This is a genomic window from Acetobacter sp. KSO5, from assembly GCF_044094635.1.
GTDB lineage: Bacteria > Pseudomonadota > Alphaproteobacteria > Acetobacterales > Acetobacteraceae > Acetobacter > Acetobacter cerevisiae.
Genome location: NZ_CP172014.1, coordinates 3,028,064 through 3,039,628 on the forward strand (window position 1 = coordinate 3,028,064; position 11,565 = coordinate 3,039,628).

Annotated in this window: 10 protein-coding genes; 7 read left to right on the forward strand and 3 right to left on the reverse strand. The window is 60.4% G+C overall.

What is annotated here, in order from left to right; all coding sequences use genetic code 11:
• Position 1: 1 nt before the first annotated feature.
• On the reverse strand, positions 2 to 1,057 hold the full coding sequence (locus tag ACHQGU_RS13720) for a lysylphosphatidylglycerol synthase domain-containing protein (protein ID WP_062142011.1): 1,056 nt from the start codon (positions 1,055 to 1,057) through the stop codon (positions 2 to 4).
• Positions 1,058 to 1,270: 213 nt separating this feature from the next.
• Between ACHQGU_RS13720 and hpnA the strand changes: the two genes are divergently transcribed.
• From hpnA to ACHQGU_RS13755, 7 genes are all read left to right on the forward strand, one after another.
• Entirely contained in the window at positions 1,271 to 2,266 is a 996-nt protein-coding gene (gene hpnA / locus ACHQGU_RS13725) for a hopanoid-associated sugar epimerase (protein WP_061501495.1), read from the forward strand.
• 11 nt (positions 2,267 to 2,277) lie between these two features.
• On the forward strand, positions 2,278 to 3,516 hold the full coding sequence (locus tag ACHQGU_RS13730; protein ID WP_395496444.1) for a glycosyltransferase: 1,239 nt from the start codon (positions 2,278 to 2,280) through the stop codon (positions 3,514 to 3,516).
• Between the two features lie 123 nt (positions 3,517 to 3,639).
• Positions 3,640 to 4,500 (forward strand): squalene synthase HpnC, encoded by an 861-nt coding sequence (gene hpnC / locus ACHQGU_RS13735; protein ID WP_062142013.1) that lies wholly within the window; start codon positions 3,640 to 3,642, stop codon positions 4,498 to 4,500.
• 73 nt (positions 4,501 to 4,573) lie between these two features.
• Positions 4,574 to 5,467, forward strand: coding sequence for a presqualene diphosphate synthase HpnD (hpnD, locus tag ACHQGU_RS13740; RefSeq protein ID WP_062142014.1), 894 nt, complete (start codon positions 4,574 to 4,576; stop codon positions 5,465 to 5,467).
• A gap of 20 nt (positions 5,468 to 5,487) precedes the next feature.
• Positions 5,488 to 6,783 carry a hydroxysqualene dehydroxylase HpnE gene (gene hpnE, locus ACHQGU_RS13745; RefSeq protein WP_395495376.1) on the forward strand — a complete coding sequence of 432 codons (1,296 nt, stop codon included), beginning with the start codon at positions 5,488 to 5,490 and terminating at the stop codon, positions 6,781 to 6,783.
• A gap of 33 nt (positions 6,784 to 6,816) precedes the next feature.
• Positions 6,817 to 8,787, forward strand: coding sequence for a squalene--hopene cyclase (shc, locus tag ACHQGU_RS13750; RefSeq protein WP_395495377.1), 1,971 nt, complete (start codon positions 6,817 to 6,819; stop codon positions 8,785 to 8,787).
• A gap of 3 nt (positions 8,788 to 8,790) precedes the next feature.
• Positions 8,791 to 9,495 carry a hypothetical protein gene (locus ACHQGU_RS13755; protein WP_395495378.1) on the forward strand — a complete coding sequence of 235 codons (705 nt, stop codon included), beginning with the start codon at positions 8,791 to 8,793 and terminating at the stop codon, positions 9,493 to 9,495.
• 43 nt (positions 9,496 to 9,538) lie between these two features.
• Here the strand turns inward: ACHQGU_RS13755 and ACHQGU_RS13760 are convergent, their stop codons facing one another.
• A complete protein-coding gene (locus ACHQGU_RS13760) occupies positions 9,539 to 9,958 on the reverse strand; it encodes a c-type cytochrome (RefSeq protein ID WP_395496445.1) in 420 nt (139 codons plus the stop codon).
• The gene (locus tag ACHQGU_RS13765) at positions 9,958 to 11,562 is read right to left on the reverse strand and encodes an FAD-dependent oxidoreductase (RefSeq protein ID WP_395495379.1); all 1,605 of its coding nucleotides are present in this window, start codon (positions 11,560 to 11,562) and stop codon (positions 9,958 to 9,960) included. The genes ACHQGU_RS13760 and ACHQGU_RS13765 overlap by 1 nt, the downstream gene beginning before the upstream one ends.
• Positions 11,563 to 11,565 lie beyond the last annotated feature (3 nt).

An 11,565-nucleotide genomic window follows, 5' to 3' on the forward strand; every position in this document is an offset into this window, starting at 1 on the left:
CTCAGGAATCCTTCACCACAGTCGGAGCGGGGCCGTAGCTGACATCGGCCGTTTTCTTGGTCACAGGCTGGCGCAGCCCACGCATTTCCATCACCTGCCACAGCAGCAGGACCGGAATGCCAATGGCCAGTTCACGCCCGCGACGCAGCAGGGACAGGCCCAGAGACACAGAAGAATCAATCCCGAACGCATGGCCGAGCGCCATATACGCCCCTTCCTGCACACCCAGACTGCCGGGCACCAGAAAGCCGAGCGACATGACGGCACAGGTCACACCTTCAATCGCGACGGCGTTCGGCAGCGTCAGGGCCGCACCCAGCATGTTGGCGGTCATCCACAGCATGCCCGCGCTGCCCAGCCAGCCAAGCAGATGATACGCGGCAGAGAGACAGATCCGGCCCGGGCGGCTCCAGATGGCTTCCATCCGCTCCTGCAGGGTGTCCGCCCCGCTCAGCATGCTGTCATGCCACTGGGACGCCAGACTGCGGGTGAACATGCCGCCAAACCTGCGGAAAATGCTGCCCCCGTGCCGCTGCGTCCAGATAAACCCGGCAGTGCCAAGCATCAGGAAGACCGCACCAATAATAACGGGCACGACAAACGGGCTGGAACGCTGATGGGCAACCAGAAAGGCCACACCCAGCAGCACAAACGCCACCTGCCCCATCACTTCTGTTGTGATATCGACCAGATTGGCACTGGCTGCTTCCGGCCAGTCAATCTGGCGCGCTTCCCGCCCATGCAGGCCATGGCCCGAACAGGTGGCGCGAATACCAATCACAATGCCGCCAAGCTGCGAGAACGGCAGGCAGGTCGCCGCTGCATCGCGCACCATGCGCGCCCCCAGAAGGCGCAGATACCCGATTTCAGGCAGAGCCGCATGCCAGGCGAGGCCCAGCACACCGTTTACGGCAAGCTGGCAGCATACCATGAGAAGGAAGCCGCCCAGACCAATACGCATGACAGCGTGCACCACGGAGCCAACGCCACTCCACGCAACTGCCGCCGTAATGGCAACCAGACCCAGCAAAGTCAGAAAAATCGTAAGCTTCTTCAAGGCCTAAGCTCTACCTACCCGAGATGCCCCCCTGGGCCTCCCTGCTCCCTGGCGTAGAACACCTGACCAGAGGGGCTGAATTCATGAGTGATCCGACCACTTACACCAGCCCGGGGTCTGGCGCCACCTTGGGGGGCAGGATAAAGAAACAAACCAGCCGTTCGGGTTTCACACCCTTCCATTTCTCATCCCCATTATGGGAGCGCACTTTATATGACCGCCCATACGCTCGTCACCGGCGCGACAGGTTTTGTCGGGTCTGCCGTTGCCCGCACGCTGCTTGAACGCGGACACACGCTGAGACTCATGGTGCGCGAGGGCAGTGACCGGCGCAATATCGCGGATATTCCTGCAGAACTGGTGGAAGGGGACCTCTCCCGCCCGGATACCTTTGCCCGCGCTGTGGAAGGCTGCCGTTACGTCTTTCATGTTGCAGCGGACTATCGGCTGTGGGTGCCAGACCCCGCCCCGATGATGACCGCAAACGTGGAAGGCACCCGGCTGCTGATGCTGGCGGCCCAGAAGGCCGGTGTGGAACGCATTGTTTATTGCTCATCCGTCGCAGCGCTCGGCCTGATTGGGGATGGCACGGAGTCTGATGAAGCGACTCCGGTGCACGAACATGGTGTGATCGGCATCTACAAACGCTCCAAATACCGCGCCGAGCAGGAAGTGCTTGATCTGGTGAAGACGCAGGGCCTCCCCGCCGTGATCGTCAACCCCTCCACCCCGGTTGGCCCGCGGGACATCAAACCCACCCCCACCGGGCAGATGATTCTGGACTGCGCCGCTGGCCGCATGCCCGCCTATGTGGATACGGGCGTGAACATTGTGCATGTGGATGATGTCGCGGAAGGCCACGCGCTGGCACTGGAACGCGGCACCATTGGCGAGAAATACATTCTGGGCGGCGAAAACTATCTCCTGCGCGACCTGTTCGCCATGGTGTCTGAAATTGCCCATGTGCCCCCACCCCGCATCAGCCTGCCGCAGGAAATCATCTGGCCGGTTGCCGTGGCCTCGGAGTGGCTTTCCCGCTCCTTTGGCTTCTCACCGCGTGTCACGCGGGAGATGCTGGCCATGTCCCGCAAGAAGATGTTCTTCTCCTCGGACAAAGCCATTCGGGAACTGGGCTACAGCCCCCGCCCCGCCCGGCAGGCCGTTGAGGACGCCATCACATGGTTCCGTAACAATGGCATGCTGAAGTAAGGGGCGGGATGATGCTGTTTGGTCTGGCTGTTCTCTCAGCACTCATCTGGTTCGGTCTTATTTTTTTCCACGGGTGGTTCTGGCAGGCCGGTCCCATCCTCCGCCCTGCCAGCCCCGGCAAGGCACCGGCAGACATCATGCCGAATGTCACGGTCGTCATCCCCGCACGGGATGAGGCCGAGTCCATTGAGGTCGCCCTCTCCTCCCTGCTGACGCAGGATTATGCCGGTCGCCTCTCCCTCATTCTGGTGAATGACCGGAGTGAGGATGGCACCGGCGCTCTGGCCCGCGCTCTGCCAGACCCCAAAGGACGCCTGACCGTGCTGGACGGCGCAGACCCGGAACCGGGCTGGAGCGGTAAGCTCTGGGCCGTGGCACAGGGCGTGGCCGAAGCCCGCCGCCAGCAGGAGGCCAACAGCGGCTACATCCTGCTGACAGACGCGGACATTGTGCACGCCCCCCAACATATTTCCACACTGGTCGCCAAAGCGCAGACAGACACCCTGCATATGGTGTCCGAAATGGTGGAGCTCCAGTGTGAAAGTCTGGCGGAACGCGCTCTGGTGCCAGCTTTTGTATTCTTCTTTGCGCTGCTCTACCCCTTCGCACAGGTCAACAATCCCAAAAGCCGCACCGCCGGGGCCGCTGGCGGTACGATCCTGATCCGGCGGGACATGCTGGCCGAAATCGGCTGGATTGAAGCGCTTAAGGGCGCGCTGATTGATGACTGCACGCTGGCCACCTGCGTCAAGCAGGCCGGGGGGCGCCTCTATCTGGGCCACTCCTGTCTGGCCCGTTCCATCCGCCCCTACCCCTATGCCATTGACGTCTGGCGGATGATTGCCCGCACAGCATTTGTACAGCTGCGCTATTCCCCGCTCTTTCTGGTGCTGACGGTGCTGGCCATGGGTGTGGTCTGGATCGCACCGGGGCTGATCGCCCTGTTCGGCCACGGCCTGACGCAGTGGATCGGGCTGGTGACCTGGCTGGTCTCCATCGGCTCCTTTGTGCCCACCCTGCGCCGCTTCCGTATCTCGCCGCTCTGGGCGTTAACGCTGCCGTTTGTAGCGATTTTCTACACGGCCGCGACCATCGGATCTGCCGTCAACCACTATCGCGGGCGGGGTGTTGTCTGGAAAAACCGAGCCTATACGGACGCCATCCCCAATGATGGCCGCACCACACCGACTGCTCCTTCTCCCGCGCCGGAAGAGGCCAAAGCAGCGCAGATGCCCGGAGGGCGTGCGTGAAAACCCGGCCTTCCGCCAACCCTGTGTGCCAGACCCTCTCTGCCCATGAGGGGAGTAGGCACACCGGGAGAGAGCGTGTAAAGCTCCGGCTATGCTTCCTTCTTTCTCATCGCAGAGCCTGACATGACTGATACCGCCTCCGTCTGGGGAAGAGACGATGTCTCTTCCGGCAAAGGTGCGTCTGACGAGAATTTCCCCGTCGGCTCCCTTCTGCTCAGCAAGGCCCTGCGCCCGCATGTGCATGCGTATTACGATTATGCGCGCGTCATTGACGACATCGCAGACTGCGAAACGCTGAGCGCGGATGAGAAGATTGCCCGTCTGGACGCGATGGAAGACGTGCTTCTGGGCAAGCGCGACCCCATTCCCCGCGCGGACGCCATGAGTGCCGCCAAACTGCGCGCCTCTTTCCTGAAAACAGGTGTGCCGTTTGAAACCGCGACGGACCTGCTGATTGCCTTCCGGGACGATTCCCGTGGCACGCCCTGCACCTCGTGGGACGATCTCCTGCACTATTGCCGGTACTCCGCAAACCCGGTCGGGCGGTTTCTGCTGCATCTGCATGGGGAAGTACCGCACACCTTTGCGGCCGCGGATGCGCTCTGCACATCACTCCAGATTCTCAACCACTTGCAGGACTGTCAGGGTGACCTGCAGCGCCTGCACCGGTGCTATATGCCAACGGACCTGATGGCTCAGGCTGGCGCCACGCAGGATGACCTGCTGGCTGGCCGCGCCACACCCAACCTCCGCCGGGTGTTCAATACTCTGCTGGACGGTGTGGATGCCCTGAATCGGGAGGCCTCCGCCCTGCCCGGTCTGGTGCGGGACCGACGCTTCCGTATGGAATGCGCCGCCATTGTCAGCCTCGCACACCGGCTGACGCAGCGCCTGCGGCGGGAAGATCCGCTGGCCGGGCGCGTTGCCCTGAAACGCACAGATATCATGTATGCAGCAGGTGCGGCCCTGCGGGCATGGTCCTGAGCTTTCAGAATGTCCGCAGGTCTGTAAAAAGAGCCGGATATGACGATTTAATGAACAAACAGGTGAAAAGCGCGTGACAGCTCAAAACATCCAGACGCATGACGAGCCGACCCCCCTCGGGTGTGACCCCGCGGATCTGGCATGGGTGGAAAGCACGGTAAAGCAGGCCGCCACGTCCTTTGCCGCTGGCATGCGCATCCTCCCCCCCATGCGCCGCTACGCCATGTATGCCATTTACGCCTTCTGCCGCGTGGTGGATGATATTGCCGACGGGTATGAACCCATGGAGCAGCGCAAGGCTGCTCTGGATGCCTGGCACCAGCGCATTGCGGCCCTGTATGACCACGGGACCACGCAGGACCCGCTGGACCGCGTGCTGCTGGCCTGCATCCATTTCTTCGCGCTGCGGCAGGATGATTTCCACGCCATTATCGACGGCATGATGATGGATGCGGAAAACACCATCGTCGCCCCGGATGAGAAAACGCTGGACCTGTATTGTGACCGCGTGGCTTCTGCCGTAGGCCGCCTGTCCGTCCGGATTTTTGGGGACAGCACAGAAGACGCTGACAAGGTCGCCTACCATCTGGGCCGCGCCCTGCAGCTGACCAACATCCTGCGCGACATTGCGGAAGATGCTGCCCGTGGCCGCCTCTACCTGCCGGGTGACCTGCTGGACCGCTTCCATGTCCCGCATGACCCCATCAAGGCGCTCTCCGCTCCCGGTCTGCAGGGTGTGGCCAACATCCTCTCCGTGCGGGCCCTGGACCATTTCCGGAAAGCCTTCATCACCATGCAGTCCTGCCGCCCCAAAGCCATGCTCCCCGCACGGATCATGGGGGCGAGCTACGAGGCCGTTCTGGTCGCCCTGCGCAAGCGCGGCTGGTCTGCCGATGCCCTGCATGAGCGCCCGGAAACCTCAGCTCTGAACAAGGTGTTCTGGCTGACCCGCTCCTACCGCCCCTGATCCAGAAAGAGAGCAACAGCATGGCATCCTGTGTGCACATTATTGGCGGCGGCGTGGCTGGTCTGGCCGCCGCGGTGGAAGTAGCTGGCTCAGGCCGCCGCGTTATTGTGCATGAAGCAGGCCGCGCCTGCGGGGGCCGTGCCCGGTCTTATGAAGACAAGCAGCTAGGCTGCCGGATTGATAACGGCAACCACCTGCTGTTGTCCGCCAACAAGACGGTCTTCCGTTATCTGGCCATGACGGGCGGCACGGATACGCTGACCGGCCCCGGCATCCCCATTTTCCCGTTTGTTGATCTGGCGGAAGACGCGCGCTGGACGCTGGACCTCTCCCGCGGGCGGATGCCCTGGTGGGTGTTCCAGCCGCATCGACGCGTGCCAGACATGCGGGTGGTGGAACTGCGCAGCCTGCAAAAGCTGATGCAGGCAGGCGAAGATGAGCATGTTTCCGACTGCCTGTTACCGGGCGCTCTCAGCCGCCGCCTGCTGGAACCCTTCGCTATTTCCGCTCTCAATACCTCCTGTGAGACGGGCAGCGCCGCCCTGCTTGGCGCGGTGGTGAAGGAATCGCTCTCCCTTGGCGGCAAGGCCTGCGTGCCGTGGTTCCCCAGGGAAGGGCTTTCTGAAACGCTGGTAGACCCGGCGCTGGCGCACCTGGCCATCCTGCAGGCAGAGGTCCGCACCCAAAGCCGCATCAGCGCGCTGGATGTCAGTCGGGGCCGCGTGACCGCCCTGCATGGCCCGGACGGCGTTATCCCGCTGACGGAAGACGACACCGTTATTCTGGCAGTCCCTGCCCCTGTGGCGGAAACCCTGCTCACGCCGCATGTACCCGGCTTTCAGACCCCCAATGCGTTTGAAAGCATTCTGAACCTGCATTTCCGTCTGGACGCCGCCCCGCAGGCGCTGGGCTCTTTTGCCCGTGCGCGATTTATGGGACTGGTCGGCAGCATTGCAGAGTGGGTGTTCCTGCGCGGCGATATCCTCTCCGTCACCGTTAGCGCCGCGAACCGCTTTGCAGAGCAGGACCCGGATGATCTGGCCCGCGCCATCTGGCATGACGTGCGCCGCGCGTGTGACCCGGTTCTGAAAGAGCCGCTGCCCGCCACCCCGCCGCATCAGCGCGTAGTGTGGGAAAAGCGCGCGACCTTTGCCGCAACGCCGGAACAGAACCGCCTGCGCCCCGGTGCAGCAACGCAACTGGTCAACCTCGCTCTGGCCGGGGACTGGACGGCAACCGGACTCCCCGCCACACTTGAAGGCGCAATGAGATCAGGCGTGAAGGCCGTGTACACTCTCGGCCTGCGTCGTCCTTAATAAAAACAAGACGCCAGTAACAAGGAACACCCCATGGCCGCTGATGGCAGCGCACATCCTAAGACCCCGCTTTCCGGTGAGGATCTGGATCGTGTGGTTCAAAATGCTCATGCCGCTCTGGGGCAACGCCAGCAGGCGGACGGACACTGGGTGTATGAGCTGGAAGCCGACGCCAGCATCCCGGCGGAATACATCCTGCTGGAACATTATCTGAACCGGATTGATGATGCGCTTGAGCAGAAGATTGCGGTCTATCTGCGCCGGACGCAAAGCGAGGAGCATGGTGGCTGGGCGCTGTATCATAACGGCGGATTTAACCTGTCCTCCTCCGTTAAAGCCTATTTTGCCCTGAAAGCGACGGGGGAAGATATCAACGCCCCCCATATGCGGCGTGCGCGGGAAGCCATTCTGGACCACGGCGGGGCCGAGCGCACCAATGTGTTTACCCGCATTCAGCTGGCCCTGTTTGGGGATGTACCCTGGCGGGCAACGCCGGTTATGCCGGTGGAGCTGATGCTTCTGCCACGCAAGGCCTTCTTCTCCATCTGGAACATGTCCTACTGGTCCCGCACGGTCATTGCTCCCATGCTGGTGCTGGCGGCCCTGCGGCCTATCGCCATCAACCCGCGCCAGATCCATATTCGTGAGCTGTTCGTCACGCCCCCAGAGCGCGTGACGGACTGGATTCGTGGTCCTTACCGCTCCGTGTGGGGCCGCGTGTTCAAAAGGCTGGATAGCGTGCTGCGGCCTACCCTTGGCCTCATTCCGTCCAAAACGCATGAGAAAGCCCTCAAGGCGGCCATTGATTTCATTGAACCGCGCCTGAACGGCAAGGATGGTCTGGGGGCCATTTATCCGGCCATGGCCAATGTGGTCATGATGTATCGCGCCCTTGGCGTGCCGGATACAGACCCACGCGCCGTCACCGCATGGGAAGCCGTGCAGGGTTTGCTGGTCCATAAGGAAGATGAAGTCTATTGCCAGCCCTGCGTCTCTCCCATCTGGGACACCGGGCTGTCCGGCCACGCCATGCTCGAGGCTGCCTCCGGCCCCAAAGGCATTGCCCCGGAAGAAACGCTGACAGAGCTGCGCAAGGCCAGCAAATGGCTGCGGGACAAGCAGATTCTGGACGTTAAAGGCGACTGGGCCGTCAACAACCCGAACGTTGCGCCCGGTGGCTGGGCCTTCCAGTACGGAAACGACTATTACCCGGACGTGGATGATACCGCCGTGGTCGGCATGCTGCTGCACCGTGAAGGTGACCTGGCCAACGCCGAGTCCATCGAACGCGCCCGCCAGTGGATACTCGGCATGCAAAGCCGCGATGGCGGTTGGGGTGCCTTTGATATTGATAACAACAAAGAACTACTGAACCATATCCCCTTCTCAGACCACGGCGCTCTGCTGGACCCGCCGACGGCGGATGTGACGGCCCGCTGCATCTCCTTCCTTGCCCAGTTGGGCCATGGGGAAGACCGCCCGGTGCTGGAACGCGCCCTGACCTACCTGCGCAAAGAGCAGGAAGAAGACGGGTCATGGTTTGGCCGCTGGGGCACAAACTATATCTACGGCACATGGTCCGCGCTGTGCGCGTTCAATGCCGCCGGTGTCTCGCATGATGACCCGGCTGTGGTGAAAGCTGTGGAATGGCTGCGCTCCGTCCAGCGCCCGGACGGCGGCTGGGGCGAAGGCTGCGAGTCCTATGAAGGAGGCAGCCATGGCACCTACGGGGAAAGCCTGCCTTCTCAAACAGCATGGGCTGTTCTGGGCCTGATGGCCGCTGGCCGACGGGATGACCCGGCTGTCACACGCGGTATCAGCTGGCTGGCGGCTCAGCAGGATGAAAACGGGGAATGGCACGAGGACCCGTATAACGCTGTTGGTTTCCCCAAAGTGTTTTACCTCCGCTACCACGGTTACAAGCAGTTTTTCCCGCTGATGGCTGTAGCGCGCTACCGCAATCTGGAAAGCAGCAACACGCGCCGCGTCGCCTTTGGGTTCTGAAACATGACGAACACCACACAGCCTTCCCCCAGCCGCCCCGGTATTCTTGTTGGCCTGAAAGCCGAAGCGAAGCTGATCCGGCACGTGTTCCCGCATGCCGCGATTGCCGCCAGCGGAGCCACCCGCACCGGCGCGCAGCGGGAAGCGGCTCGACTGGCTTCCTGTGGAGCAGACTGCCTCCTCTCCTTCGGTCTGGCCGCCGGGCTGGACCCGGCATTGCCTCCCGGCACGCTCATCCTGCCAGAACGCGTGATGGCATGGGGCGCGTCTTATGCGTGTGACCCAACACTGCGCCACATTCTGGGGGCAGCCCAGCCGGGTGTGCTGGGCAACGCCTTGCTGCATAGCGACACCGTTGTGCTGGATGCTGCGGAAAAAGCGCATCTGTTTGCAACAAGCCAGTGTGCCGCTCTGGATATGGAAAGCGGCTTTCTGGCCCGCGCGGCGGAAGAAGCCGGATTACCGTTTGCCGTGCTGCGCGTGGTGTGTGACCCCGCCAGCCGCTCTCTACCGCCAGTTGCAGGCACCGTTCTCTCCCCGGATGGCGGCCTGAACATCAAGGCGCTGCTCGGCTCCCTCCTGCGCCACCCCGGCCAGATTTCCGGCCTGATCGGCCTTGGTAAAGACGCCGGCCGCGCCCGCACGGCCATGCTGACCTTTCTGGAACAGCAGCGAACCCGCCCGGCTTTTGCGCGGTTTGCGGGCTGAATATATTTAAGAACGTCGATCAGGCTATCAGAAGGGCCGTGTTTTATTCTTCGAGTTTGACTGTAGGCCTTAATTCTTCAACAGTCTGAGGGGAGACTGTGTCTGTCCAATGGTTTCCAAAATGGCTCCGGACATAATTCACAACATCGGCAACCTGTTTATCGGTTAGAATACCAGAAAACCAGGGCATCCCCCCACGCCCATTGAGAATCATATAGACAGGATAACCTGAATCCTGAAGTCTTGCATTATTGGCAAGTGCCGGAAAACCTGTGCCAGCCGTATTTCGTGCCCCCTTACCATCCGGCATGTGACACGACTGGCAAACATGGTGATAGACAGCCTCACCTGTTTGCATAACCTGCACCTTACCCGTTTCTCCACTCGCCGTATCGGCATGTGCTGCGTGCGACATGAGGGGAAAAGTGAGCAACATTCCCGCCAACAAAAGAACAAAACGCATCATGCCGCTCCTGTTGCCCGCTTATGTAATTGAATAACGGCAGAAAGCGACGAAAGGATTGCCCCTTCCTGCCAGCATCCCACATAAGACGCGTGCTCACCTGCCAGCACAATGCGGTTATCCATCGAAACCAGTGTTTTATAATGGGTTTTGCGTGCCTGTTCAGACCACATACTGCAACACCCCAACGTCCAGGGCATGCGGCTCCATGCAACACCTATCCCATTGAGAAATTCACGGCGATAGGATTTGGGATGAAAGACCGAGCCCTGCCTCAGCCCTTCTGCAACCCTTTGGTCTGGGGTCATGCCCGCAAAATCATAGGCTGCCGGCCCAAACATATAACCGGCCAGCAAAACTGCTGGGCCTTTTGAAAGGGCTCCATGGCTTGGATAGGATATCTGACTGATAGGCTGATCTGTAAAACTGATCCCACCGTAAATCTGTTCATCCTCTTCCCAAAACCGGCGCTTGAACTCAAAGGCAAGTTTGACAGATGACGCATAAGGCACCGCCGCAATAGCCGCTTTTAGCGGACCACTGACCTGAATATCGAGTTGTGACAGGACAGGAAGCGGAATAGTACAGACACAATACTCCGCAGTTACTTCCCGCAAGACATTCCCATTCTGGCAATCTTTATAAGCTACTTTCACCATGTGTTCGTCCTGATGAATGGCTGTCACGGCACACCCAAGAGTAATCAGGTCCCCTACTCTGCTAGCAAAGCCTTTTCCAATCTGGTCCATTCCTCCCACGGGCTGGAACATGGTCGTCTGCATATCAAGAGCCTCGGGGAAAGCCATCCAACGCCAGAGGCCGGATTTCATCACCTCGGCTCGCGGCAAAGGGTTTGAATAGGTCGGAGCGCCCTCTACACCTGCTGATGGCATTTTATCGTAACCACGGCGCAATGAGGACCGTGCCCCTGCCTCCCATGTGTTTTTATCACTCAACCCAGACCAGCCGCGCATGGTTGCAAGAACATGCTGCTGCTCTTCATGCGTGATAACATCATCAAGTTTATGTTGATCGATGGCCTTAGAAAGCAATTCCCCCGTATAGCCATTCAGGTCAGACGCAAACTCACGGTATCGGACAGGTTTACCGTCAAATGCTGAAGAAGAATGAAGCCATGCATTGTGATTGAGCTGCACAAATGGCTCTAATGCAATCCCAAATTCGCGGCAATAGTGGAGAAGGCCCTGATGGTGATACGGGATACGCCACGGACCCGGATTAATATAATTCCCTTTTGCAAAGCCAACTTTCTGTGTTGCTCCACCCAGTTCCGTTAGGGTATCTCCGCCGCGCAGTGTCATATTGCGGCCACCTGCACGGTTCTGAAATTCAAGAACCCTTACAGAATAACCAGCTTTCCGCAGCTCATAGGCCGCAAGCATACCAGCCAGTCCAGCCCCCAATACAAGAACTGTCGTTCCTGCCTTAGCACCGGAAAGCTTGGGTGGCCCTTTAAAATCACTTTGCATGGCATGACCCAGGCTGGTCATGGCCTGATAAAGACCAGCACTTCCGGCCAGAACACCAACCCTGGTGAGAAACTGCCGACGTGTAGGAGGCAATCTTCCGGAACTCATAGCCATGCA

Coding starts and splice junctions, on each gene's coding strand:
- hpnC (WP_062142013.1), top strand. CDS start 3,640: ATGACTGATACCGCCTCCGTCTGGGGAAGAGACGATGTCTCTTCCGGC.
- hpnE (WP_395495376.1), top strand. CDS start 5,488: ATGGCATCCTGTGTGCACATTATTGGCGGCGGCGTGGCTGGTCTGGCC.
- ACHQGU_RS13755 (WP_395495378.1), top strand. CDS start 8,791: ATGACGAACACCACACAGCCTTCCCCCAGCCGCCCCGGTATTCTTGTT.
- ACHQGU_RS13765 (WP_395495379.1), bottom strand. CDS start 11,562: ATGGCTATGAGTTCCGGAAGATTGCCTCCTACACGTCGGCAGTTTCTC.
- ACHQGU_RS13760 (WP_395496445.1), bottom strand. CDS start 9,958: ATGCGTTTTGTTCTTTTGTTGGCGGGAATGTTGCTCACTTTTCCCCTC.
- hpnA (WP_061501495.1), top strand. CDS start 1,271: ATGACCGCCCATACGCTCGTCACCGGCGCGACAGGTTTTGTCGGGTCT.
- shc (WP_395495377.1), top strand. CDS start 6,817: ATGGCCGCTGATGGCAGCGCACATCCTAAGACCCCGCTTTCCGGTGAG.
- ACHQGU_RS13730 (WP_395496444.1), top strand. CDS start 2,278: ATGCTGTTTGGTCTGGCTGTTCTCTCAGCACTCATCTGGTTCGGTCTT.